This window comes from Salmonella sp. NW722, assembly GCF_051702785.1.
GTDB classification, from domain to species: domain Bacteria; phylum Pseudomonadota; class Gammaproteobacteria; order Enterobacterales; family Enterobacteriaceae; genus Salmonella; species Salmonella enterica.
Genome location: NZ_JAMMIN010000004.1, coordinates 386,120 through 412,383 on the forward strand (window position 1 = coordinate 386,120; position 26,264 = coordinate 412,383).

At 53.7% G+C, this 26,264-nt stretch carries 18 protein-coding genes and 2 pseudogenes; 4 read left to right on the forward strand and 16 right to left on the reverse strand.

The window, feature by feature from the left end; all coding sequences use genetic code 11:
• Nucleotides 1–5 precede the first annotated feature (5 nt).
• Both prpC and prpB read right to left on the reverse strand, forming a co-directional pair.
• The gene (prpC, locus tag NA330_RS12155; protein ID WP_000132749.1) at nucleotides 6–1,175 is read right to left on the reverse strand and encodes a bifunctional 2-methylcitrate synthase/citrate synthase; all 1,170 of its coding nucleotides are present in this window, start codon (nucleotides 1,173–1,175) and stop codon (nucleotides 6–8) included.
• A gap of 110 nt (nucleotides 1,176–1,285) precedes the next feature.
• Nucleotides 1,286–2,173: a methylisocitrate lyase gene (gene prpB / locus NA330_RS12160; RefSeq protein ID WP_000052221.1), complete on the reverse strand. Its 888-nt coding sequence runs from the start codon at nucleotides 2,171–2,173 to the stop codon at nucleotides 1,286–1,288.
• A 265-nt stretch (nucleotides 2,174–2,438) separates the two neighbouring features.
• Between prpB and prpR the strand changes: the two genes are divergently transcribed.
• Nucleotides 2,439–4,064 carry a propionate catabolism operon regulatory protein PrpR gene (gene prpR, locus NA330_RS12165; protein ID WP_023242204.1) on the forward strand — a complete coding sequence of 542 codons (1,626 nt, stop codon included), beginning with the start codon at nucleotides 2,439–2,441 and terminating at the stop codon, nucleotides 4,062–4,064.
• A gap of 135 nt (nucleotides 4,065–4,199) precedes the next feature.
• On the opposite strand, the gene yahO is transcribed toward prpR, so the two are convergent.
• Nucleotides 4,200–4,475, reverse strand: coding sequence for a DUF1471 family periplasmic protein YahO (gene yahO, locus NA330_RS12170; RefSeq protein WP_000848026.1), 276 nt, complete (start codon nucleotides 4,473–4,475; stop codon nucleotides 4,200–4,202).
• Between the two features lie 231 nt (nucleotides 4,476–4,706).
• Between yahO and NA330_RS12175 the strand changes: the two are divergent.
• Nucleotides 4,707–5,339: pseudogene (locus NA330_RS12175) on the forward strand (LysE family transporter).
• Nucleotides 5,340–5,379: 40 nt separating this feature from the next.
• Here NA330_RS12175 and foxA read toward each other — a convergent pair.
• The 13 genes and pseudogenes from foxA to golT all read right to left on the reverse strand — a co-directional run bounded on the left by foxA (nucleotide 5,380) and on the right by golT (nucleotide 21,591).
• The gene (gene foxA, locus NA330_RS12180) at nucleotides 5,380–7,488 is read right to left on the reverse strand and encodes a ferrioxamine B receptor FoxA (RefSeq protein ID WP_107973997.1); all 2,109 of its coding nucleotides are present in this window, start codon (nucleotides 7,486–7,488) and stop codon (nucleotides 5,380–5,382) included.
• A gap of 145 nt (nucleotides 7,489–7,633) precedes the next feature.
• Nucleotides 7,634–8,638, reverse strand: a complete 1,005-nt coding sequence (gene foxR, locus NA330_RS12185; RefSeq protein WP_023242206.1) for a ferrioxamine uptake transcriptional regulator FoxR — start codon at nucleotides 8,636–8,638, stop codon at nucleotides 7,634–7,636.
• Nucleotides 8,639–8,733: 95 nt separating this feature from the next.
• Nucleotides 8,734–8,926 (reverse strand): annotated as a pseudogene (locus NA330_RS12190) (hypothetical protein).
• Nucleotides 8,845–9,030 (reverse strand): DUF2474 domain-containing protein, encoded by a 186-nt coding sequence (locus NA330_RS12195; protein WP_305954967.1) that lies wholly within the window; start codon nucleotides 9,028–9,030, stop codon nucleotides 8,845–8,847. Before NA330_RS12195 ends, NA330_RS12190 begins: the two are co-directional and overlap by 82 nt.
• Nucleotides 8,976–9,986: a cytochrome d ubiquinol oxidase subunit II gene (gene cydB / locus NA330_RS12200; RefSeq protein WP_023242207.1), complete on the reverse strand. Its 1,011-nt coding sequence runs from the start codon at nucleotides 9,984–9,986 to the stop codon at nucleotides 8,976–8,978. The genes NA330_RS12195 and cydB overlap by 55 nt, the downstream gene beginning before the upstream one ends.
• On the reverse strand, nucleotides 9,983–11,386 hold the full coding sequence (locus NA330_RS12205; protein ID WP_000393711.1) for a cytochrome ubiquinol oxidase subunit I: 1,404 nt from the start codon (nucleotides 11,384–11,386) through the stop codon (nucleotides 9,983–9,985). The genes cydB and NA330_RS12205 overlap by 4 nt, the downstream gene beginning before the upstream one ends.
• 116 nt (nucleotides 11,387–11,502) lie before the next feature.
• A complete protein-coding gene (gene ssaA, locus NA330_RS12210; RefSeq protein WP_000934834.1) occupies nucleotides 11,503–11,604 on the reverse strand; it encodes a small effector SsaA in 102 nt (33 codons plus the stop codon).
• 276 nt (nucleotides 11,605–11,880) lie between these two features.
• Nucleotides 11,881–14,853 (reverse strand): type III restriction-modification system endonuclease, encoded by a 2,973-nt coding sequence (locus NA330_RS12215; protein ID WP_077943763.1) that lies wholly within the window; start codon nucleotides 14,851–14,853, stop codon nucleotides 11,881–11,883.
• Nucleotides 14,854–14,862: 9 nt separating this feature from the next.
• Nucleotides 14,863–16,821: a site-specific DNA-methyltransferase gene (locus tag NA330_RS12220; protein ID WP_000910369.1), complete on the reverse strand. Its 1,959-nt coding sequence runs from the start codon at nucleotides 16,819–16,821 to the stop codon at nucleotides 14,863–14,865.
• 188 nt (nucleotides 16,822–17,009) lie between these two features.
• Complete coding sequence (locus NA330_RS12225; RefSeq protein WP_000288503.1) at nucleotides 17,010–18,263, reverse strand: MFS transporter; 1,254 nt, start codon at nucleotides 18,261–18,263, stop codon at nucleotides 17,010–17,012.
• 291 nt (nucleotides 18,264–18,554) lie between these two features.
• Nucleotides 18,555–18,749 (reverse strand): gold resistance metallochaperone GolB, encoded by a 195-nt coding sequence (gene golB, locus NA330_RS12230; RefSeq protein WP_001159470.1) that lies wholly within the window; start codon nucleotides 18,747–18,749, stop codon nucleotides 18,555–18,557.
• Nucleotides 18,750–18,826: 77 nt separating this feature from the next.
• Nucleotides 18,827–19,291, reverse strand: a complete 465-nt coding sequence (gene golS / locus NA330_RS12235; RefSeq protein WP_438796412.1) for an Au(I) sensor transcriptional regulator GolS — start codon at nucleotides 19,289–19,291, stop codon at nucleotides 18,827–18,829.
• Between the two features lie 11 nt (nucleotides 19,292–19,302).
• Nucleotides 19,303–21,591, reverse strand: a complete 2,289-nt coding sequence (gene golT / locus NA330_RS12240; protein WP_000083304.1) for a gold/copper-translocating P-type ATPase GolT — start codon at nucleotides 21,589–21,591, stop codon at nucleotides 19,303–19,305.
• A 276-nt stretch (nucleotides 21,592–21,867) separates the two neighbouring features.
• On the opposite strand from golT, the gene mdsA reads away from it, so the two are divergent.
• On the forward strand, nucleotides 21,868–23,094 hold the full coding sequence (mdsA, locus tag NA330_RS12245; protein ID WP_023193432.1) for a multidrug efflux RND transporter periplasmic adaptor subunit MdsA: 1,227 nt from the start codon (nucleotides 21,868–21,870) through the stop codon (nucleotides 23,092–23,094).
• Nucleotides 23,091–26,258: a multidrug efflux RND transporter permease subunit MdsB gene (gene mdsB / locus NA330_RS12250; protein ID WP_023242209.1), complete on the forward strand. Its 3,168-nt coding sequence runs from the start codon at nucleotides 23,091–23,093 to the stop codon at nucleotides 26,256–26,258. The genes mdsA and mdsB overlap by 4 nt, the downstream gene beginning before the upstream one ends.
• Nucleotides 26,259–26,264: the final 6 nt, after the last annotated feature.

Sequence of the window (26,264 nt, forward strand, 5' to 3'; positions counted from 1 at the left end):
GTGAGTTAGCAACGATCGTCTATCGAGACAAACGGACGATCTTCCGGCCCGGTATAGTTGGCAGAGGGGCGAATAATTTTGTTGTCCTGACGCTGTTCAATAATGTGCGCCGCCCAGCCGGTAACGCGGGCGATGACAAACAGCGGGGTGAACATTTCGGTAGGGACGCCCATCATGTTGTAGGAGACCGCCGAAAACCAGTCGAGATTCGGGAACATCTTTTTGGTCTCCCACATCACCGTTTCCAGACGGTCGGCGATGTGGTACATCTTCAGCGAGCCGCCTTCTTCTGAAAGCTGTTTCGCCACCCGTTTGATCACCTGATGGCGCGGGTCGGCGATGGTGTAAACCGGATGTCCAAAGCCAATCACCACCTCTTTGTTTTCCACGCGTTTACGGATATCCGCCTCTGCCTCGTCCGGCGTTTCATAACGCTGTTGAATTTCCAGCGACACCTCATTCGCCCCGCCGTGTTTCGGGCCGCGCAGCGCGCCAATCGCGCCGATAATCGCGGAGTAAACATCCGAGCCGGTCCCGGCAATCACCCGGCTGGTAAACGTCGAGGCGTTGAACTCATGCTCGGCATACAGCACCAGCGAAATATGCATCGCCTTTTCCCAGCTTTGGGTTGGCTTTTCACCATGCAGCAGATGCAGGAAATGGCCGCCGATGGAATCATCGTCGGTTTCCGGCTGAATACGTTCGCCGTTGTGGCTGTAGTGATACCAGTAAAGAAGGATAGAGCTGAGCGAGGCCAACAGCTTATCGGCAATATCGCGCGCGCCGGAGACGGTATGTCCCTCTTTTTCCGGCAGGGTGCAGCCCAGCGCAGAAACGCCGGTACGCATCACGTCCATCGGGTGCGAGGCCGCCGGTAACGCTTCCAGAACGGTACGGACATTGGCGGGTAATCCGCGCAGCGCTTTTAACTTGCTTTTATACGCGTTCAGCTCGTCGCGGGTCGGTAATTTTCCGTGGATCAGTAAATGCGCGACTTCTTCAAATTCGCAGTGCTCCGCCAGATCGAGAATGTCGTAACCGCGATAGTGCAGATCGTTACCGCTTTTTCCCACGGTACACAGAGCGGTATTTCCGGCAGGTACGCCGGAAAGCGCGACCGATTTTTTAGGCTTAATGACATGCGTGTTGTTTTGCAGGATCGTCGTGTCTGTCATATTGTCCTCGTCATTTTTTTAATGTGTAGGATATTGAGGCGTGTAGGCCGGATAAACGTAGTGCCATCCGGCATTGCCTGATGGCGCCTTCGCCTTATCAGGCCTACAGGCTACGATTTTTTATTCCTGTACAGCGCGTCCAGCTTCTCTTCGAACTGGTAGTAATTGATGCTTTCGTACAGCTCGTTGCGGGTCTGCATGATGTCGATCACGTTCTTTTGTGTCCCTTCCTGGCGCAGCACGGTATAGACTTTTTCTGCGGCGCGGTTCATGGCGCGAAACGCCGACAGCGGATAGAGCGCCATCGCCACGTGTGCGCTGCGCAACTCGTCGGTCGTAAACAGCGGCGTCGCGCCAAACTCAGTGATGTTGGCGAGGATCGGCACCTGCGCCACGTCGGCGAACTGGCGGTACATCGACAGTTCGGTGATCGCCTCCGGGAACAGCATGTCAGCCCCCGCGTCCACGTAAGCCTGCGCGCGATCGAGAGCCGCCTCCAGCCCTTCCACCGCCAGCGCATCGGTACGCGCCATGATCACAAAGTTCGGATCGGTGCGCGCATCCACTGCCGCCCGAATTCTGTCTACCATCTCCTCTTTCGAGACGATCGCTTTGTTTGGACGGTGTCCACAGCGCTTAGCGCCAACCTGGTCTTCAATATGCAGCGCGGCGGCGCCCGCTTTGGCTATGGACTTTACCGTCCGCGCGACATTAAAGGCGGAGGAGCCAAAGCCAATATCCGCATCCACCAACAGCGGCAGCGGGCAAACATCCGTGATGCGCCGGATATCGGTTAACACATCATCCAGCGTAGAAATCCCCAGATCCGGCAGTCCGAGCGAGCCCGCCGCTACGCCGCCGCCAGAAAGATAGATAGCCTGATACCCGGCCCGTTGGGCCAACAGAGCATGGTTGGCATTAATAGCGCCGACAATTTGTAATGGATTCTCTTTAGCGAGCGCGGCGCGAAATGCCTGCCCCGGCGAATGTAAAGACATATCTCGTCCTCATGTTAGTAAATTGTTACTCAGAATGTATTCACCAAAGCAAAGGCTATGCCAGGCAAAGAGGCTGCGAGAAAATTAAATACAATGAGATTTAAAAACAGGTAATTACAGTTATTCCTGTTATGAATAAGCGCGATTAAGGGAAAAGAAAAACGTGTCAGCTAACGTTTCATGAAACGAATCGCTCCGTTTCATTGCAACATTTATGAAACACGTTTAAAACAAAAAATCGCCCCTTAAAGATGAACCTACTGCGATGACGACTGCTCACAGCGCTCCGCGCGATAATAGCGATAAACCGGTGATCTGGACGGTCTCCGTAACGCGTCTGTTCGAACTGTTTCGGGATATCAGCCTGGAATTCGATCATCTGGCGACCATCACGCCTATTCAACTCGGCTTTGAAAAGGCGGTGACCTACATTCGCAAAAAACTGGCGACCGAGCGCTGCGACGCGATTATCGCGGCGGGTTCGAACGGGGCCTATTTAAAAAGTCGCCTGTCAATACCGGTGATCCTCATCAAGCCCAGCGGATTCGATGTATTACAGGCGCTGGCGAAAGCGGGAAAGCTCACCTCGTCTATCGGTATCGTGACCTATCAGGAGACCATTCCGGCTTTACTTGCCTTTCAGAAAACGTTTCACCTCCGTCTTGAACAGCGAAGCTATGTCACCGAAGAGGACGCGCGCGGGCAAATTAACGAACTTAAGGCCAACGGTATTGAGGCCGTCGTCGGCGCGGGATTAATTACCGATCTGGCGGAAGAAGCGGGTATGACCGCCATCTTTATTTATTCCGCGGCGACCGTTCGTCAGGCTTTTCATGATGCGCTGGATATGACCCGTCTGACACGGCGACAGCGCGTGGATTACCCATCCGGCAAGGGATTACAAACCCGGTATGAACTGGGCGATATACGCGGCCAGTCGCCGCAAATGGAGCAGCTCCGCCAGACGATTACGCTCTATGCCCGCTCCCGTGCTGCAGTGCTGATTCAGGGGGAAACAGGGACCGGAAAAGAGCTGGCGGCGCAGGCGATTCACCAGACGTTTTTTCACCGCCAGCCTCACCGTCAGAATAAGCCATCCCCTCCCTTTGTCGCCGTCAATTGCGGCGCGATTACCGAGTCGTTGCTGGAAGCGGAACTGTTTGGTTATGAAGAGGGTGCGTTTACCGGTTCACGACGAGGAGGCCGGGCGGGGCTATTTGAAATCGCACACGGCGGCACGCTGTTTCTGGATGAAATCGGCGAAATGCCCTTGCCGTTACAAACCCGACTTTTGCGCGTACTGGAGGAAAAAGCCGTCACTCGCGTCGGCGGACACCAGCCGATCCCGGTGGATGTCCGGGTGATCAGCGCTACGCATTGCGATCTGGATCGGGAAATAATGCAAGGACGTTTTCGCCCCGATCTCTTTTATCGCCTGAGTATTCTGCGTCTGACGCTTCCTCCTTTGCGCGAGCGGCAGGCTGATATTTTGCCGCTGGCGGAAAGCTTTTTAAAACAGTCGCTGGCGGCGATGGAAATTCCGTTTACCGAATCGATACGTCATGGATTGACACAGTGTCAGCCGCTTTTGCTGGCCTGGCGCTGGCCCGGTAATATTCGCGAACTGCGTAATATGATGGAGCGCCTGGCGCTTTTTTTAAGCGTCGATCCCGCGCCAACGCTGGACAGGCAATTTATGCGGCAGTTATTACCTGAGCTTATGGTGAACACAGCAGAACTGACGCCTTCAACCGTGGATGCGCACACGTTACAGGATGTACTGGCGCGCTTTAAGGGCGATAAGACCGCGGCGGCGCGTTATCTGGGGATTAGCCGCACCACTCTGTGGCGTCGTTTAAAAGCAGGTGCCAAAGACCAGTCGGGTGATTAAGACAAATGACAGCGTCCTGAATGCCTGATGGCGCTACGTTTACTGCAGGCCGTCATCCGGCAAAACGGATGCCGGTTGCCAGGAATAAAAATACCCGCCGGAAACCCAGGCGGGTATTTTTATGATGCAACGCTTTTATTTCTTTTTATAAATATCAGCCGTACCATGAATTTTATTTTCTGTCTGCCCGGACGTCAGCACCACCACATCCGCCCCTTTTTCATCCGCCTTTTTGATTAAATCTTCTCTGGCGTCCAGCGGCGACATTTCCCCGGTGGTGGAAATCGTGCCAATTTTCGTGTATTCGGAGGCGACTTTATCAAAGTCCGTTTTTTTCATGATTTCTGCGGCATAAACGTTTGTCACGACAAACGCTAATGCGCCAAGCATAACCTTGTAGCCAGTTTTCATAGCAAAACCCTCGTTTTATTATTACGCCATCATCGCTTTATCAGAACAAAAAGGCCGTTCGGACTGATTAAATAAGTAGTGTAGATTGCTGGAAAAATCCAGTCAGCCCCCGCTCTGTCGGCGTAACAACGCGGATTAAAACGCCCCTGCTTTGTGATCTCACTCGCAATCATCTGGTTTGACTATTAATAAGATGAAGGTTATTTCTTGAGGCTAAGAGAAGAGTTGCCTATGGAGCCGTTTCATGCCGTTGTGCTTACCGTCAGTCTGTTTGTGTTAACCTTTTTTAATCCCGGCGCGAATTTGTTTGTGGTGGTGCAAACCAGCCTCGCATCAGGACGCCGGGCGGGAGTCATCACCGGCCTGGGCGTCGCCACGGGAGACGCCTTTTATTCCGGGCTGGGGCTTTTCGGTCTGGCGACGCTCATTACGCAATGCGAAGCGGTATTTTCTCTTATCAAAATTGTCGGCGGGGCCTATTTATTATGGTTCGCCTAGAACAGTATTCGCCACCAGGCGACGCCGCAAATGAGCACGCTCCAGACGCCGATTGCCGCCCCGTGGACAATTTTCTTTCGCCGGGGATTAATGACCGATTTATCCAATCCGCAAACCGTACTGTTTTTTATCAGTATTTTTTCCGTAACGCTTAGCGCAGAAACGCCCACATGGGCAAGGTTAATGGCCTGGGCCGGAATTGTGCTGTCATCCGTTATCTGGCGTATTTTTCTCAGCCAGGCCTTTTCGCTCCCCGCAGTCCGCCGCGCTTATGGACGAATACAGCGCATTGCCAGCCGTGTTATCGGCGCCATTATCGGGATGTTTGCGCTCAGACTTCTCTATGAAGGCGTGACGCACCGCTAATGTTTGCCCGGTAGCCTTTGCTACCGGACGATAAGCGTTATCAAAACGCCCATGACACGCTGCCTACAATGCTACGCTCGGCGCCAAAATAACAATAAGAGAGCGAATTACAGGCAGCGACATAGCGTTTGTCCGTCAGATTATTTATGTTGAGCTGGGCGCTCAAGCCATTTAACCCAATGCTGGATAAATCATACCCAACCACCATGTCGACCAGTGTATAGGACGGCAACGTGTGGGTATTCAGGCGATCGCTGGTCACGCCGTTGACGTACCGAATGCCGGAGCCCAAAGTCAGCCCCTCTAACAGACCGCTTTTCACATCGTAACTTAGCCAGGCGCTGGCCTGGTTTCGTGGAGCATAAACCGCGCGCTTACCCTGCTCTTGCGGGCTACTTTTCTTATAACGGATATCAGTATAGGTATACGCCGCCTGCAAACGGACGCTATCCGACAAATGGCTAATGGCCTCCAGTTCAACCCCTTTAGACTCAATTTCACCAATCGAGCGGTACGGATCGGTAGGTTCTTCTTTGGTCGCGATATTGGTCTGGTTAATACGATACACGGCGGCGCTAAACTGGCTGTTCCCCCCCAGCGGTTCGTATTTTACCCCCGCCTCCCACTGCTTGCCTTTCATCGGTTCCAGCACATTGCCGTTTTCGTCGGCGAAGCTGGTCGGCGTAAACGCGGTAGAATAACTGAGATAGGGGGCGACGCCATTGTCGAACAGATAAAGCAACGCGGCACGGGTGCTTACGTTGTTTTTATCGAGATCGCTGCGTGAATCATGAAGTTTGTCGATGTTAGACACGCTGACCCGATCGTAACGACCGCCCAACGTAAAGCGCCAGCGATCCCATGACATCTGATCCTGTAAATAGTATCCGGTCTGCCGCAGCTTATGTTTTTCACGGCTATACAACGTAATGTAATCCGGCTGAGCGCCATAAACAGGGTTGAAAGCGTCAATCGGCGGAAACGCGCCATAATAGCCAGTAGTATGGTTACTGCGATCCTGATAATCGATCCCCACCAGCAGACGATGATTAATCGCCCCGGTATCCACGCTGCCGTCAAGCTGATTATCCAGCGCGATAGCCGACATTTTCTCCCCGGAGCCGGAATAGCCGCGATTCAGCGCCGTTTCATTCAACCAACCTGCGGCATAGACCTGATTCAACGTCACTTTGGTATGCAAATAGCGCAATTTTTGCCGTACCGACCAGCCGTTATCGAACAGATGCTCAATGTTATAACCCACCATATTTTCACGGCGATCGTATTTGTCGTAGTCATCTTCACCTTCAAAGAAAGTGTTAGAAATTTTTCCGCCGTTATAAGGTACAACCGTGCCTTGATAAGGCAGTCCGGAGTGGCTACCGCCTTCCGGATCACGGTGCAGATAGGCCATAAGATCAAGACGCGTCCGATCGGTAATTCGCCAGGTCAGGCTCGGCATCAGCGCATAACGTTCCTCTTTCAAGGGGGTAAACTGCGAATCGGCGTAACGTGTCATGCCGCTAAGACGCGCCGCCACACGTTCATTGTCATCCAGTGGGCCGGTCACATCAAAAGCCGCCCCGCGCTGGTTGTGATTGCCGGCAAACAGCTTCACCTCTCCCCCGGCATCAAACGCCGGTTTTCGCGACGTCAGCGCGACAATGCCGCCTGGCGATGAACGTCCATACAGAACGGACGCCGGGCCGCGTACCACCTCGATATCTTCCAGAAACCAGGGGTCAACCACCAACGAACTGTGCGAATTGGTGTCGCCCATCATTTTTAACCCGTCGAGATAGACGTTATCCAGACTACCGTCCGAAAAACCACGCAATACGATGTAATCAAAGCGGTTAGAGGCGCCTATCTGATTACTGTATACGCCTGGGGTGTAGCTGACCGCCTGACGCACGCTGGTTGCGCCCTGCTCTTCAAACTGCTGGCGGGTAATAATGGATACCGACTGCGGCGTTTCAATATCTGGCGTCGCCAGCTTAGTCGCGCCACTCTGAACGGGCGAGGTGACAATGACGGTATCATTTTTTGTGGTTTCCTGGGCAGAAAGAGGAAAAGTCGCGCCGCCGATAGCTCCGCCTATCAATAGCGCCATACGCGTTGTCGCAAACATGAACATCTCCAAAGGCATCTTTATTGTAAATAAGAATTATTACCCTTTAGAGATAACGGACCACTATGCGTAACGCCAGATTGCCTATGCGCAATGATAAAAAATCACCCAAAGCGGCAGAAAACCGGGTTAGCGGCGGATATTACCGCTCTGGCGGGGCGCGTTACGCACAGTGTCGGGACGCCGTCAGAGACGCGTCACGCAGCTCGCCGGGCGAGCAGCCATAACGCCGACGAAATGCCGTCGCAAAGTTTGTGGCATGTTGATAGCCTGACATCCAGGCGGCCTGCTGCACGCTGTATCCCTCCATCAGATAACGACGCGCGCGCGCCAGGCGGCAATCGCGCAGATAATCAAACACGGTACACCCATAGGCATGGCGAAACTTGCACCGCAGGCTACTTGGACTCATTGCCGCCCGACGCGCCAGTTCGTTCAGCGTGTAGGCTTTTTCCGGCGTCTGCTCCAGTAAACGCCGAATGAGCTCCAGCCGCTGATATTCACCGGTGACGGGAAGCCCGCGTTTTTGCGTTGCGGGCTGACATAGATTTAGCGCATAGCCCAGCAATTGCAGCATGATGCCTTCCAGCATTAACTGGCGTGACGCCGCATGAGGTCCGAGCTGCTGCGCATAGCGTAGCCCTGAAAGCAGAAACTCCGGCACCTGCCAGACCCTCGCCGAGGTTGCGCTATGTTCCCACTCGTCTGCCAGCGAGACAGGCAAACGCTCCCGCCATCCGCCGTCCGGGTACATTCCCAGCGACAAGGTGCGCAATTTACTGTCTGCGCCGTGATGGGCGCGTATCGTCTGCTGCTCACTCAGTTGCGAGCAAAACGCCATCCCCGCGCTCAACAAAAAGGTCTGCTCATTGACAGCCAGCGCGACGTTACCTTCCAGCACCACCAGCATATACAGCGGACTGCTATGGCGAGAGGTGGTTTCATAAGGTTGTAACACGTGAACATCCGAGCGTGTAATGCAAATCCCGCCGGGAAGCGCTATCTCTTCGATATCGCCATGAAGTACGGGACTACTCTGCGTATACTGCGGTAACGCAGGGAAGCGGTAATCAATGCCATAACGCTCGCCAAACGCGATGAAATCGCTGACGGAAAAGATCTTTTTCATCGCCGGGGCGGCGGAAGAGTGACAGGAGATCGGAGACATTATCAATACCGTTTATCTGCGTTATACCAGAGCGTTAGCCACTGTGTAACCATATCACTGCGGCCCGGGAACGACAATAAAGATGAGAATAATTATCAACCGCTATTGAGGGGAGAGATAAGGCGAGCAAAGGTGATCGATAAACGCCGATCTGTCGATAAAAACGCGCTTTCGCCAGCGACGAAAGCGCGTCCGGGGGGTATCAGTCAGGAGCGAAATCCTGCGGAGGTCATGAGCAGTCTGAATAACATTCCGACGCCCGCCAGCAGAAGCACGCTGGCGCACCATATCGCAACCATCCATACGACTCGCCGCGACCATTTTTTCACTTTAACCATCAGTGATATCCCTCTCCATGTCGCACTTTTCCACGGAAGACGTAGTAGCTCCAGAAGGTATAAGCCAGAATAATCGGGATGATTATCAGCGCCCCAACCAGCATAAAGCTTTGACTTTGCGGCGGCGCGGCGGCGGCATACAACGAAATATCCGGTGGAATAATATTCGGCCAAATACTGATGCCTAACCCGCTGAACCCCAGAAAAATCAACCCTAGCGTGAGAATAAATGGACGCGCATGGGATTCTGGTTTTTTCACGCTGCGCCATAGCCAGACGCTAAAAGCCAACACCAGCACAGGCACCGGCAGGAAGTAGTATAAATTGGGCTGCGTGAACCAGCGCTCGGCGATGTCGTCGTGGGTGAGCGGCGTCCACACGCTGACGCCTCCCATCACCAACAACAAGACGATCAACAACGGGCGCGACAGCGCGCACATCCGGCTATGCAGCGGATCTTCGCTTTTCATAATCAGCCAGGTAGCGCCCAGCAGCGCGTAGGTGACAACCAGACCGACACCGCAGAACAGATTAAACGGCGTCAGCCAGTCAAGCTGCGAACCGCTAAAGGTTCGCCCTTCCACCTGAAAACCGCTCACCACCGCGCCCACCACAACTCCCTGGGCAAAGGTCGCCAGGATTGACCCGACGATAAAGGATTTATCCCAGAACGCGCGATGCGACTCGGTGGCTTTAAAACGGAATTCAAAAGCGACGCCGCGAAAGATAAGACCAAGCAGCATAACCACCAGCGGGATAGTCAGCGCGTCGGTGATGACGGCATAAGCCAACGGGAACGCGCCAAAAAGCCCGGCCCCGCCCAGCACCAGCCAGGTTTCGTTCCCGTCCCATACCGGCGCGACTGAGTTCACCATAACATCGCGATCGTGTTTATCGCGAATAAATGGAAACAGGATACCGACGCCCAGATCGAAACCATCCATCACGATATACATCAGCGTGGCGAACACGATAATAGCAAACCAGATAACCGGAAGATCGATGGTCATTCGCGTTTCTCCTGCTCAAGCGATTCTCCCACGGCAGAGATAGGACGCGCGGGTCTGCCATCGGTTTCAGCGGTCGGTGTCTCCGCCGGCTGCGGCCCTTTCTGGATAAGGCGAATCATATAAATATAGCCAACCCCAAAGACCAGGGAATAGACCACAAAGAAGGCCAGCAAACTGATGCTCATCTGCAAGGTGCTGTGCGCGGAAACCGCATCACGCGTTCGCAGCAGGCCATAGACCACCCACGGCTGACGTCCTACTTCAGTCGTCACCCATCCGGCAAGGATGGCGATAAGCCCGGACGGCCCCATCCACAGCGCAAAGTGCATAAAGGGCCGCGAATGATACAGTCGGCGTCGGTAGCGTAGCCACAGGCTGGCCAGCCCCAGGAAGATCATCAGTACGCCCATGCCCACCATCAGACGGAAAGACCAGAACACCACGGTAGAGTTGGGGCGATCCTCTTTGGGATAATCTTTTAGCGCAGGCACCTGTTTGTCCAGGCTATGCGTCAGGATCAGACTGCCCAACGCCGGGATCTCAAGCGCATAGCGGGTCCGTTCCGCCTCCATATCCGGCCAGCCTACCAGCGTAAGCGGCGTTGGCTCGCCGGGCGTATTTTCCCAGTGCCCCTCAATCGCGGCGATTTTGACCGGCTGATGCTTCAGGGTGTTAAGGCCATGCATATCGCCAATCAATGCCTGAACGGGCGCCACCACGACCGCCATCCATAACGCCATCGAGAACATACGGCGGATAGCCGGCGTATCGTTACCTTTCAGTAAATGCCAGGCTGCGGACGCGCCGACAAACATCGCGCTACTTAAAAACGCCGCAACGGACATATGCAACAGGCGATACGGGAACGACGGGTTGAAAATCACCGCGAACCAGTCCACCGGGACCACCTGACCGTTATGAATTTCAAATCCCTGCGGGGTATGCATCCAGCTGTTAGACGCCAGAATCCAGAACGTCGACATTAACGTGCCCAACGCCACCATACAGGTAGACAAGAAATGCAGGCCCGGCCCGACTTTGTTCCAGCCAAAAAGCATCACGCCTAAGAATCCCGCTTCCAGGAAGAATGCGGTGAGCACTTCATAGGTTAATAAAGGCCCGGTGATACTGCCGGCGAACTGGGAGAAACCGCTCCAGTTCGTTCCGAACTGGTAAGCCATGACCAGACCGGAGACCACGCCCATCCCGAAGTTGACGGCAAAAATTTTGAGCCAGAACTGATAGAGCGAGCGCCAGACAGGATTACGCGTTTTTAGCCATAAACCTTCCAGTACCACCAGGTAACTGGCTAAGCCAATCGTAATCGCGGGGAAAATAATATGAAAAGAGACGGTAAAGGCAAACTGGAGTCTCGCTAAAAAGAAGGCATCAAACTCCATGTTCCCTCCCGTTTATATATAGTCACTTCGTGTAAAATATTCACTGTTCGCAACCAGGTTGAAACGAAACGGTTATTTTCCCCAAACGTAAAAACGTCGGGGAATATCCAGATAAATTACGATTTTTTTTGCGGCTGGCTGTCAGGCTTATCGCCCGACTCTGGCGCTTCGGAGGGGTCGTCTTTTTCGACAGCGAAACGGTAGTATCTATTTAGCATAACATGTCTCCCTTAGTTACATTCACTTGGCAATATCTACCTGGCCGTTATAAAAATAACGGCAAAACAAAAAAACAGCGTCTTCAAGACTATTTGCAATTTCAGCAAAATACGCTTAGCTGAAAGTTAAGAATAGACGTAAAACGATAACCTTCAAGTCAACGCGGTTTACGGGACGGGGGATTAGCACAGGGAGAATGACCGCAACGCTCGCTGCGCGGCGGCCATTTTATATGGTCTATCAAAAAGATAACCGTTAAGGTCCATTCAAACCCGTTAGTTTGCCTTCCCCTCAATCAAGCCATTGATCGTAGAAAATACCGCCGGCGCGCTGGTCGCTTCCGCAAACTCGACATTAATATTTTGCCGACGCAGCATATCGAAGAATTTACGTTGCGCATCAAGAATAACCTGATCGCCTACGCGCATATTTTCTGCTTTAGTTTCAACCAGTAAATAAACGCTGTCGGCGTCCTGACGCTCAATACGGTACACAAAATCCGGCGTAGTAGAGCCCCCCGTATATTTGGGGATCTGAATGGCCCGCTTAGGCAGTTTGCCAAACACAGAAACCTGTTGCGGATAATCGTATTTTAATAGCGGCAATTCTGGATCGACGCTGTCATAACGCAACGGCGGTATTTGATAGAGAGAACGAGGATCGTCTATCGCATTCTCATCCACATTTTTCCCCACAATTTCAGCGCTAATCTCCTCTCTGAACTGCCGTGCCGTGGAATCAAATACCGACGTTGAAGCCTGGAAGTCGAGAGGCAGATAATCGTGGCGCTGCGCAAAATGCGCATTAATCCGCGTCTGTAATGCGCGGGTCATATTGTCCAACGAGATCTCGCTTAAATAGCGTGAATCTCCGTGCAAAACATCACGCAGCATCGCCATTAACACCGGGTGCAGGACGTTAACCGGCAGACTGGTGCGTAACGCCAGTTGCTTAAGAAAATGGCCATATTTCATGCCCGCCATAAATTCGCTGGCGGCTAATTCGCCTTCCCGCTGCGCCACTTCAAAACGGCCATTATCTTCATTCGATACCAGCCGTTGTTGCACCTGGCTTGGCTTCTGGCGTATATACAGCGACGGATCGCGCAGCACCTCGGCGGCAATCTGTTCCAGAGAAGCGCCGCTACGCTCGAATTGCAGCATATAACGGCGGGAAAACTGCTCCCAGATACTGCTAAGTTGTTCCCAATTCTCTTTGCGTAACCTGACTCGCAGTCGGGAGGCGGGCTTATTGTCACGAATGCGATCCGCTCGCACCCGCGCCTGCGTCAGCTCAGGGTAGAACTCCAGTAGCCACGCAAAACCACTTTTGGTTTCCCCGTTAAGCGTGACGCTGGGTTTAAACTCATTACTCCGATTGATCAGTTTTTTATCATCCAGATCTTCCAGCAAACGAAGCTCCGTAAACGCAGGATCGACTTTTTGCCGCTCGGTGACGATGAGTGTGATCATCGCCTCATCCAGTTTCTGCTCGTTAAGCTGAACTTTGCTGTCGCGATTAATCTCATCAACCAGCATACTGGCAAACGCTTTTTCATCATAACCAATCAGAAACGACAGCCGGGACGGCCACTCTTCCTGATGAACGCGATGGCCGTTTTCATCTACCGGTAGCCGCAGGCCGCGCCCCACTTCCTGAATTTTGCTCGACTCGCTACCGGAAGAACGTAATTTAGCAATGACAAAAACATTCGGGTTATCCCAGCCTTCGCGAAGCGTCCATTTTGAAAACAGAAAGCGGCGCGTTTCCCAGTTGCCGTGATGGTCTGAAAAACTGAGCAACTTCTCTTTATTTTTCAGAATATCATCTACCTCAGCCTGGATCGCCTCATCGCCGCTTCCGCGGTCTTCGCCAAAGTAACCAGCGTGGACGTTTTGGTTATCCGAGTGCAGGCTGGCGAGCGTGGCCTGCAGAAACGACAGATACTCCACTTCTCGCGGCAGGGTCTTGCGCTGATAATCGTCAATCAGTTGCGTCAGTTTCTTTTTCAGCAAACGCTCAAAAGTGACTTTCAACCAGCCTTCGTCATCACGATAGCTTTTAATACTGTCAATAAAGAAAAGGCTTAAGGTCTTAATACGCGGGGCATTATTTTCTGGCTCATTGCTGCGTAAGAAATTTGCCTGCTCGGTATCAAAATGCTTATCAATGGCTTCCTGAATAATCAGTTCCTGGTAGCTCGCGCCAAAGGTTCCTGGCACCAGCGCCATCCCTGCCTCCAACTCCAGATCGTTCGACAACATTTTACTGCCGGCATATTCAATACTGCCCTCAAATCCTGCATCGACATCGGCGAGATTTTCGCCCACGCCAACCTCGGCAATTTTGCTCCCCCGTCGGAGGATTAATTTCTTTGCCGTGACGCTGTCAACGATATAACGATTGTTGGCCTGTTCTTCGGGGAGATTCGGGTAATAAATATCAATACCTTTCACCAAACCATCGTTAAAACTGTCCACCGCGTTGAGATCAAACTGCGGTTGCCGGCGATAGTAATCTTTACGTACACATTTATTTTTACCCTTACCTTCGACAATATCCGGGAAGGTAGCGCCAAAGCGGACGATCATTTGCGGCTGAATAGCCTGAATCGCTCGATAAAATTTGTTATCTCGCGCAAAACGATGCGGTTCATCAATAATGACCACCGGTCGCGTCATTTGCAGCCCTTTAACAGGCGACGTCAGCCCGCCCAGTAGCGTTTGATCGTAATCGTCTCGCGTCATACTGGCGGAATTGAGCATTTGCGCATTGATCAGCAAAACCTGAATCGTATGGCTATCACGACGGCTGGCATCAGTAAAACTTAATAGCTGGGCCGGAAAATTTTTACGCCCCGACTTTACTTTAAAATCACCGGCGTTAATGGTGCAAAGTTCCATCCGCGTATTTTCGTAGAACTGTGAAAAATGCTGTCTGGCGTAATCGCTGGTGATAAAGTTCCGCGCGCCTTCTTTAATGGCTGGCGTCGGCACCACCAGCACAAATTTGAAGAGCCCGTAGTTCTGATGCAGTTCATACATCAATCGGGTATAGACATAGGTTTTGCCCGTCCCGGTCTCCATTTTAACGTCAATATTGGCCTTATCGTCGTAACGTTCCTTAATCAGCGGATTAGCATAGTGATTATGATCGGCCTGCGCGTGATCGATACCGGTGAAACTCGCCAGAATCGCCGCTAACGCCTGTTCCTGATGGGGAAGTTCTTCCAGTAAAATATTCATCATCATCCCCTCTTAATAACGCTTCACCAGGTTCACTTTTTGATCAAGCTGTTTTAAGCCGATTTCCAGTTCACGAATGGATTCAAGGTCGAAAGAGTAGCCGTAAATGACAATAGTCTGAACCGGAAGCTGGTGCGTACCAATGTGGTTGAGAAGATCGCGGGTCTGCTCTGTTCCCCATCGTTCATCAATCAGATACAGGCGCGTATTATCAACATACCTGGCGCAATAGCCGGAAAAATCAACGGCCTGTACGTCAATATCCATTTTATAACCATCGGCGACCAGCCATGTCGTTAATAAGGTCTCTTCGCCGCTTGCGCCGCCCGGCACGCCCAATCCTCTGGCGGAAAAAGGATTGATCATGTCGGTAAATCCTGACTCGGTGAAAGCGGCCAGTTGACCGCTGGTATTGATAAAATGGCCGGTAGCAATATCGAAGCTATCCAGATCGTCCAGCGTCTGCTGTGTCGGAGTGGCAAAACGATAATGTTTAAAACCGAGATCGCTATTGGTCGCGGGATTGTTGGCGCGGATCTTCGCCGCAACGCGTGTAATTCGCTCGCGGCTGATTTCATCAATAGTGTTATAACCTGCTTTTTTCGCGATAGTGTTATTGCTTAATGCCTGATCGATAGTACACAGAATAAACGTGCGCTGCCCCCCATCTTCTTCATTCAGCGCCATTACCGCATGGGCCGTGGTGCCGGAACCGGCAAAAAAGTCCAGAACGACGCCGTCTTTATCGATAGCGAGCTTGATGATTTTCTTCAATAATGCGGTCGGTTTCGGCGTATCAAAAACGTTGTCGCCGAAGAGATCCAGAATCTCCTTTTTCCCCTCTTTATTCGACGCTACGTTATCCCAGTAATTGGTCGTTGGCTGCCCTTTACTGTGATGCGCGTACATGACTCGCTGGGGAATACCGCCGTTATCTTTGCCAAAATAGACCAGATTATCGGCCACCAGTTTTTGGTAACTGGCTTCAGGATAAGCCCATAGTCTTTCGTGTACCGTACCGTTCGGCGTGGTAATTTTATAGGTATAGCCGCCGCCGCTTAGCCCTTTTGACACCGTTAACGGCACCGGGCGCCATTTCCCTTCTGGAAACTGTTCGGTCGGTTCTTTATAGGATTTCTGAATATACTCTTTAGAAAGCGGTTCTAAACGTAAAGCGCCCTGACCGGTTTTGGCGTAAACAAGAATGTATTCCCCCTGGATGGAAACGTTATCAGAGTCGTTAGAAATCTCTTTTTTGCGCTTCCACATCACATTGGTGACAAATCCGCCTTCGCCAAAAATCTCATCCATCATTAATTTAAGATTGGCGTACTCATTATCGTCGATAGAGATAAAAATAAATCCGGTATCTTTCAGGAGCTTCCTGGCCAGGAAAAGACGCGGATACATGAAAGATAACCATGCAGAGTGCGTCGATTTACCCTGAATGGATTTTAAACGTGCCAGTTCAGTATCATTAAGACCAAACATATCCTGCAACGCCCGATCGCTATATTCAAAATGATCGGGATAGACAAACCCGTCCGACCCGGTGTTATAAGGGGGATCGATATAGATCATATCGACGGTATCGGCGTAATTATTTTGCAGATGGCGTAACACATCCAGATTATCTCCGGTCAGAAAAAGATTATGGCTATTTTTATTTTCTGCCAGAGTATTGTGTTCCACGTCAGGAACGATAACAGTAACGGATTTTTCACCCGCCTGTTTTTTTGCGTAATCTTTGCCAATAAAATCAATCTGATAACCGCTAGTCAGCTCATCAATATTACGTGCTTTCAGCGCGCGCTCAAATCTGGCGAGATCAAATCCGCCTTTCGCGATCAGTTCGCCCTGCTCGTTATAGCGATCGGCGGTAAAAAATTCCGGTAATGCACGTTGTAACTCAGACAGAAAGGCGCTATTCGGGGCAACAGACTCGTTGTGTTTTTGGTTATCTTTCAACATGATATCTTCGCTCCGTTGATAATTTTAAGGTGAAGCAATCAATTTCTTATAAAGAAAAAAGTAAGCGATGATTGTAATGGTCACGAACGGCAGATGCCATCATTAACCTTTGTTGTTCGTTGAAAGGGCGTGAAAACGACGGGAGGAAGGCGTGCTCCCGGCGACAGTATGCGCCAGGAGCGTAGTGTTTACGTGCGATGACTGATGGCCGACTCCGGGAGGGCGTCGCTATCTGTACCGGAGATGACGACTCCCCGGGTCTCGCGACCAAATGCCACAAATACACAGATTAAAATAGCCACCGCGCCAGCCACGATCGCCATTGCCAACCCGTAATTTCCGCCATGCGTTTCCGCGATGCGGGCCTGTAACGTCGCATTAACCGACGCCAGTAAATTACCGAGTTGGTAAACAAACCCTGGCAGCACGGCGCGCGCATTCGCCGGAACCAGCTCGTTCAGCCAGGTCGGCACGACTCCCCAGGCGCCCTGCACCATAAACTGCATCAGGAACGCGCCCAGGCCAATCGTGAATGATCCGCTGGAAAATGCCCATAGCGGGAGTACCGGAAGCGCAAGAAAGGCGGCGATCATGATCGCTTTTTTACGCCCAATACGTTCCGATAGCGTACCGTAGAAAATACCGCCGAGCATGGCGGCAATGTTATAAAAAATCGCAATGATACTGATCAGATGCGGATCAAAACCATGCTGCATCTTCAGGAAGGTAGGATAGAGATCCTGCGTGCCGTGACTGAAAAAGTTAAAGAACGCCATGACCAGCACCAGATACAGACACAACTTCCACTGTTTGCGCAGAACAGGAAGCAGCGCGGTATTCTCTTTACGCGCTCTGGCCGCCAGCCAGACGGGGGATTCCGGCACTTTAAACCAGATATAAGGCAGTAAGACAACAGGCAGGGCGCCAATCAGGAACATGCCGCGCCAGCCTACCATACTGTAGAAGAGGCCAAAAATAACCGAGGCGAACAGATAGCCGCAGGGATAGCCCGCCTGAAAAATGCCCGACATCAGGCCACGCGAACGATCGGGAATGGTTTCCATCGCCAGTGATGACGCAACGCCCCATATCCCGCCCATCGCCACGCCGTACATGACCCGAAAAATCAGAAATGCCATGAAGGTGGGCGACCAGGCGGAAAGCAGTTCAAACACCGTAAAGAACAGAATATTGAGCATCAGTATCGGTCGACGTCCGTACTTTTCCGCCATTCGGCCAAATAGCAGCGCGCCAATGGGACGTACCGCCAGGGTCAGCATAATCGCAATGGAAACGTCCGATACGGAAGCGTGAAACCATTCGGCGAGATCGCTAAGTACAAAGACAAGGATAAAGAAATCAAACGCATCCAGCATCCAACTGGTAAAGCTGGCAAACGCCACATGTCGTTGTGTCGTCGTCCAGTTCAGGGGGGTGTACATAGGTAGTGTCCTGCATCAAAAAATAACATCAAGCTTTGAAGCGGCGAAACGCTGGAGCGCTCCCGTCGTCAAAGCGACGTAACAAGGTAGCGTTGCGCTACTTATTTGTTATCTTTTTGTATATAGCAGGTAAAATGTTAGCAAAAATAGACAAATCATTACATATTATTAACAAAGCTTACTGGCACATGATTTGTCACATTTTTTATGGGGATTATCTCACGCAAAGAAAAGCGAAGCGTGGCTAGCGTATCGCGACCGGCCTGTCGCCAGACCGATCGCCATTGACGATTACCTTTCGCGCGGCGGGAAACCGGCCTTTTGCAGGGCGGCGGCAATCTGCTCCGCGGATAGCGACGTTTCAACGTCTACCAGACGCGTCGCCGGGTCAGTTCTCACCGTCGCATTAGCATCGAGAGTCAGAATCGTCTTTTTTACCGTACTGGCGCAGCCGCCGCAGGTCATGTCATCAATATGGAACTGCATAGTGAACTCCTTTTGTGTGGGAACTGTTGCCAGTCTGGGCCTTGCCAGTGTTGGAAGGTCAAGCGTAATCTCAGGACTTACAGACGCTTTGCCAGTCCGTGGCGACGAGGACGGCGCAATACCGCTCCGGTACGCGCCTCCAGCTCGCTATCGTCAGGTTGTCCAAGCGTATGCAGAATGGGGCAATCTGGCAGCGCGTCGCCGGCGCAGCAGTGAATCAGCGCTTTGAGGGTTTGCGCCATGTGCTGCATGTTCTGGATACGTCTGTCCAGTTCATCAATGTGCGTCTGCGCCAGGCGTTTGACGTCAGCGCTTTGCCGCGACTGGTTATTCCAAAGATTCAGTAAGTCGCTGATTTCAGCAACTGAAAAGCCGAGGTCGCGCGCGCGGCGTATAAAATGCAATTGATTAACATCAGCCTGGGTATAGGCCCGATAGCCGGAATCCGTCCGACTTGCCGCGGGAATCAGACCAATCTGTTCATAGTAGCGAATCATTTTGGCCGAAACTTTCGATGCTTTAGCTGCTTTACCGATGTTCATGACGCTCCTCCTCAGGTCGTGGATGTGTCGGATGGGGTTGCCATCGGCGCCCGGAAACGGCGCAGCCGCAAAGCGTTGCCCAGCACGAACACGCTCGACATCGCCATCGCCCCTGCGGCGAATACCGGGGACAATAATATGCCCCAGACCGGAAATAGCGCGCCTGCCGCGACAGGAATCAGCGCCGTATTGTAAGCAAAGGCCCAGAACAGATTCTGGTGGATATTGCGGATGGTCGCTTTAGACAGCGCGATAGCATTCGGCACGCCTTGCAGGTTGCCGGACATTAGTACGACGTCGGCGGATTCCACCGCCACATCGGTGCCGGTGCCAATCGCCAGCCCCACGTCGGACTCCGCCAGCGCTGGCGCATCGTTGATGCCATCGCCGACAAACGCCACCTGCCCATACGCCGCTTTCAGGCGCCGTATCGCCTCGACTTTCCCTTCTGGCAATACCTCGGCGACCACGTCATCAATTCCTAACTGTCTGGCGATAGCCTGTGCCGTGCGGGCATTATCGCCAGTGATCATGGCGACCTTAATCCCGAGCTGATGTAAAGCGTTAATTGCGGCGGGTGTGCTGGGTTTGATCGGATCGGCCACGGCGATAATCGCTGCCAGTTGACCGTCAATAGCCGCATAGAGCGGCGATTTCCCTTCCTGTCCTAACCGTTCGGCGGTGGTGGCGAAGCCGCTAATATCCACGCCAATTTCGCGCATATAGCGATCGGCCCCCACGTCAACACGCGTACCGTCAACGGTAGCGTATACGCCCATCCCGGTCACCGATTCGAAGCCGCTCATGCCTGGTAGCGCGATCCCTTCCTCTTCTGCCGACACGACAATCGCACGGGCAATCGGATGCTCTGAACGCGATTCTACCGCCGCGACTTTCGCCAGCACCTCACGGCGCTCAAAGCCGCTGGCCACGTCGAGATCGGTCAGTACCGGGCGGCCTTCGGTAAGCGTCCCGGTTTTGTCTACGGCCACCACCTTAGCGTCTTTGAGTAGCTGTAACGCCTCCCCCTTACGGAACAGCACGCCCATTTCCGCCCCACGACCGGTTCCCACCATAATGGAGGTCGGCGTCGCCAGGCCCATCGCGCAAGGACAGGCGATAATCAGCACCGCAACGCCATTGATCAGAGCGAAAGTCAGCGCTGGCGACGGCCCAAACGCCAGCCATACCACAAAGGTCAGCGCAGCAATAAGCATTACCATCGGGACAAACCACAGCGTCACTTTATCCACGACGGCCTGAATCGGCAGTTTTGAACCCTGCGCCTGTTCCACCAGACGAATGATTTGCGCCAGCATGGTCTGTCCGCCGACGGCGGTCGCCCGCAGCGTGAGCGCGCCTTTTTGGTTTACGGTACCGCCCACCACCGCGCTTCCTGCGGATTTCTCAACCGGTATCGGTTCGCCGGTAATCATCGACTCGTCAACGAAGCTGCGGCCTTCGGTTACTTCGCCGTCAACCGGTATCCGCTCGCCTGGCCGAACCTCCACACAGTCGCCCAGCACAACCTCGTCGACAGGGATATCCACGATGCGGCCCTCGCGTAACACATGCGCGACCCGCGCCTGTAGCCCCACCAGACGTTTAATCGCTTCGGAAGTCCGCCCCTTCGCCCTTGCCTCCAGAAAGCGCCCCAGCAGAATAAGCGCGACAATCACTGCGGCGGCCTCGTAATAGACGTTTACCGTCCCTTCAGGCAACAGGTCGGGCGTAAAGGTCGCCACCAGCGAGTAGCCGAATGCCGCTGCGGTTCCCACGGCGACCAGCGAGTTCATGTCCGGCGCCAGACGCGCCAGCGCCGGGAACCCTTTAAGGTAAAAACGGCGACCGGGGAGCGTCAGCACCAACAGGGTCAGTGCAAATTGCCAGTACCAGCTTTGTTGCAGGCCAATCGTTTTTATCACCCACTCGTGCATACCAGGAATAAGGTGCGAGCCCATTTCAAGCACAAAAACGGGGAGCGCCAGCACACTGGCGAGAATCAGATCGCGCTTCAGCCTGACGCGCTCGGCCTCTTTTTTCTCTTCAGAGTCGTCTTCACCCTGCCCCGCCGTCTCTATCGGTCGCGCCTCATACCCCGTTTTTTCAATCGCCGCGATCACCGCCTCCGCCGACGCCGTCCCGCGGACGGTGGCGCGCTCCGTCGCCAGATTCACCGTAGCGTCCGTTACGCCAGGCACAGCCTTAATACCTTTTTCAACGCGAGCGACGCACGACGCGCAGGTCATACCTTCAATAAGCAAGCTTATCGTGTCGTGACGATTTTCTGACTGACTCATGACGACTTCCCCATCCTGACTATTCGGTATCAGAAAGCCTAAAGCTTGCCATTGTGGGAAGGTCAAGCGTATTCAGGCTGCACGGTTCGGCGAGAATGTGAGATGGCTCATAAAAGAGGATGATGCGAGACATTTACGCCACGATGCCGACCCACGCCCCGAAAAAACCCGTCAGGAACGCTTGACCTTTCCTTCGTTGTAACGCCTAGCCTTTGCCAAAAATTCTGCGGCAGCGTTGCGGAATGGCCGACACGCTGCGGTAAAGAGGGAAACGACATGCGTAGAACATTCAAAATTATGTTGATAGCCGGCGTCATCGCCGCCATCGGGGGCGTGATTTACATGGCCGGCGAAGCACTATGGGATAAAGACAACGCCGTCGGCCCCCCGGCCAGCGCGCCGCCTCCACCGTCGGTACCGGTTGCTAAAGCCCTTAGCCGCACACTCGCGCCTACGGCGGAATTCACCGGTTTTCTGGCCGCGCCGGAGACCGTGGAGCTGCGTTCGCGCGTGGGAGGAACCCTTGACGCCGTCAGCGTTCCTGAAGGACGTCTGGTAAGCCGCGGACAACTGCTGTTCCAGATCGATCCGCGCCCGTTCGAGGTCGCCCTCGACACCGCCGTCGCGCAATTACGTCAGGCTGAAGTACTGGCCCGCCAGGCGCAGGCGGATTTCGATCGCATTCAACGACTGGTCGCCAGCGGCGCCGTATCACGTAAAAACGCTGACGATGTCACCGCCACGCGTAATGCGCGACAGGCGCAGATGCAATCGGCCAAAGCCGCCGTCGCCGCAGCGCGCCTTGAACTCTCCTGGACCCGTATTACCGCGCCCATTGCCGGACGCGTTGACCGCATACTGGTGACCCGGGGCAATCTGGTCAGCGGCGGCGTAGCGGGTAACGCCACGCTTCTGACGACTATCGTGTCTCACAATCCCATGTATGTGTATTTCGATATCGACGAAGCCACCTGGCTGAAGGCGTTACGGCATACCCGCTCCGACAAAAATCCACCGGTAGTCAACATGGGGTTAACCACCGATAACGGGCTGCCTTATCAGGGCGTACTCGACTTTATGGGCAATCAGATGAACCGCAGCACCGGCACTATCCGGGCGCGCGCCGTGATTCCTGACCCCGACGGAATGCTTTCTCCCGGCCTGTTTGCCCGAATCAGTTTGCCCATCGGCGAGCCGCGGGAAACCGTGCTGATTGACGATCTGGCGGTGAGCGCCGATCAGGGCAAAAACTATGTGCTGATCGTCGGCAAGGAGAATCAGGTGGAGTATCGTCCGGTTGAGCTGGGACAAATGGTCGATGGACTCCGCGTCGTTACACAGGGAGTACAGCCGGGAGAAAAAATCATCCTCAAGGGGCTGGTGCGTCCTGGCATGACCGTTGCGCCGCGTCTGGTGCCGATGCGGCAGAATGTGACCGATAAACAGACCGCGACATTGACTAAAGCGGACGGCGACAGTGCGCCGAAGGCGGTGCGCCAATGAAATTCACCCACTTTTTCATTGCACGACCCATCTTCGCCATCGTCCTGTCGCTGTTAATGCTGCTGGCTGGCGCTATCGCCTTTTTAAAACTGCCGCTGAGTGAATATCCGGCCGTTACGCCGCCCACGGTACAGGTTAGCGCCAGCTACCCCGGCGCTAACCCGCAAGTGATTGCCGATACGGTAGCCGCGCCGCTGGAACAGGTGATCAACGGCGTTGACGGCATGTTGTATATGAATACCCAGATGGCCATTGATGGTCGCATGGTTATCTCTATCGCCTTCGAACAGGGAACCGATCCTGATATGGCGCAAATTCAGGTGCAAAACCGGGTATCCCGCGCGCTGCCTCGCCTGCCCGAAGAAGTCCAGCGAATTGGCGTTGTAACGGAGAAAACGTCCCCCGATATGTTGATGGTGGTCCATCTTGTCTCGCCGCAAAAACGCTATGACTCGCTTTACCTGTCTAACTTCGCCATCCGGCAGGTTCGCGACGAACTGGCCCGTTTACCCGGCGTCGGCGATGTTCTCGTCTGGGGCGCGGGCGAGTACGCCATGCGCGTCTGGCTGGACCCGGCGAAAATCGCCAACCGCGGTCTTACCGCCAGTGATATCGTTACGGCGTTGCGGGAACAAAACGTACAGGTCGCCGCCGGTTCCGTCGGGCAACAGCCGGAGGCCTCCGCCGCTTTTCAGATGACGGTAAACACGCTGGGCCGCCTGACCAGCGAAGAACAGTTCGGCGAGATTGTGGTAAAAATCGGCGCTGACGGCGAGGTGACGCGTCTGCGTGATGTCGCCCGCGTCACGCTGGGCGCAGATGCCTATACGCTGCGCAGTTTACTGAATGGCGAAGCGGCGCCAGCGTTACAGATTATTCAAAGTCCGGGCGCCAATGCGATTGACGTTTCTAACGCGATTCGCGGCAAAATGGATGAGTTGCAGCAAAACTTCCCGCAGGATATCGAATACCGGATTGCCTATGATCCTACGGTCTTCGTGCGCGCATCGCTACAATCGGTGGCGATTACGTTGCTGGAAGCCCTCGTGCTGGTCGTCCTTGTCGTGGTGCTGTTCCTGCAAACCTGGCGGGCGTCCATTATTCCTCTGGTGGCGGTTCCCGTTTCGCTGGTCGGCACCTTTGCCTTGATGCACCTGTTTGGCTTTTCGCTGAATACGCTTTCGCTGTTTGGTTTGGTCCTGTCGATAGGTATCGTTGTCGATGACGCCATCGTTGTGGTCGAAAACGTGGAACGGCATATCTCGCAGGGCAAAAGTCCCGGAGAAGCGGCAAAGAAAGCGATGGATGAAGTCACTGGTCCCATTCTTTCTATTACCTCGGTGCTGACGGCGGTCTTTATCCCTTCCGCATTCCTGGCGGGCCTGCAGGGTGAGTTTTATCGTCAGTTCGCGTTGACCATCGCTATTTCGACCATCCTTTCGGCCATTAACTCGCTGACGCTCTCCCCTGCGCTGGCCGCCATTTTGCTAAGACCGCACCACGATACTGCGAAGGCTGACTGGCTAACGCGGTTGATGGGCACGGTCACTGGCGGTTTTTTCCATCGCTTTAACCGTTTCTTCGACAGCGCGTCGAACCGCTATGTTAGCGCCGTCCGTCGGGCCGTGCGCGGCAGCGTCATTGTGATGGTGCTCTATGCTGGCTTTGTGGGGCTGACCTGGCTTGGCTTCCATCAGGTGCCGAACGGGTTTGTGCCTGCGCAGGATAAATACTATCTCGTCGGCATCGTCCAGCTCCCAAGCGGCGCATCGTTGGATCGCACAGAGGCGGTCGTAAAACAGATGTCCGCTATCGCGCTGGCGGAACCCGGCGTTGAAAGCGTCGTCGTCTTCCCCGGTCTGTCGGTTAACGGCCCGGTAAATGTGCCAAATTCGGCGCTGATGTTCGCCATGCTGAAACCCTTTGACGAGCGTGAAGATCCTTCGCTTTCCGCTAACGCTATCGCCGGAAAGCTAATGCACAAATTTAGCCACATTCCCGACGGGTTTATTGGCATCTTCCCGCCGCCGCCGGTTCCAGGGCTTGGCGCGACGGGCGGCTTTAAATTGCAGATTGAAGATCGTGCGGAACTGGGATTTGAAGCGATGACAAAGGTGCAAAGCGAGATTATGTCTAAGGCGATGCAGACGCCCGAACTGGCCAATATGCTGGCCAGTTTCCAGACGAATGCCCCGCAATTACAGGTGGATATCGACCGGGTAAAGGCGAAATCAATGGGGGTATCGCTCACCGACATCTTTGAAACGTTGCAAATTAACCTCGGCTCGCTTTACGTCAACGATTTCAACCGATTTGGCCGCACCTGGCGGGTGATGGCGCAGGCCGATGCGCCATTCCGTATGCAGCAAGAGGATATCGGCCTGCTTAAAGTCCGCAATGCGAAGGGCGAGATGATCCCGCTTAGCGCTTTCGTCACGATTATGCGCCAGTCAGGGCCGGACAGAATCATCCATTACAACGGCTTCCCCTCGGTAGATATTAGTGGTGGACCGGCTCCGGGCTTCTCCTCCGGACAGGCGACGGACGCGATTGAAAAGATCGTGCGTGAAACGTTGCCGGAAGGGATGGTCTTCGAATGGACCGATCTGGTTTATCAGGAAAAACAGGCCGGCAACTCCGCGCTTGCTATCTTTGCGCTGGCGGTGCTGTTGGCCTTCCTGATCCTGGCGGCGCAGTATAACAGTTGGTCGCTGCCCTTCGCCGTCCTGCTTATTGCGCCTATGTCATTACTCTCAGCCATTGTCGGCGTGTGGGTATCTGGCGGAGATAACAATATCTTTACGCAGATTGGTTTCGTGGTGCTGGTCGGCCTGGCGGCCAAGAACGCCATTTTGATTGTCGAGTTTGCCCGCGCCAAAGAACACGACGGCGCAGACCCGCTGACCGCCGTACTGGAAGCGTCCCGCCTGCGTCTGCGTCCTATCCTGATGACCTCATTCGCCTTTATCGCAGGCGTAGTACCGCTGGTACTCGCGACGGGTGCCGGCGCGGAAATGCGACATGCGATGGGCATCGCCGTGTTTGCCGGAATGTTGGGCGTCACGCTCTTTGGCCTGTTATTGACGCCTGTATTTTACGTGGTGGTTCGCAGGATGGCATTAAAGCGTGAGAACCGCGTTGATGCGCATGATCAGCAAGCATAATGATGG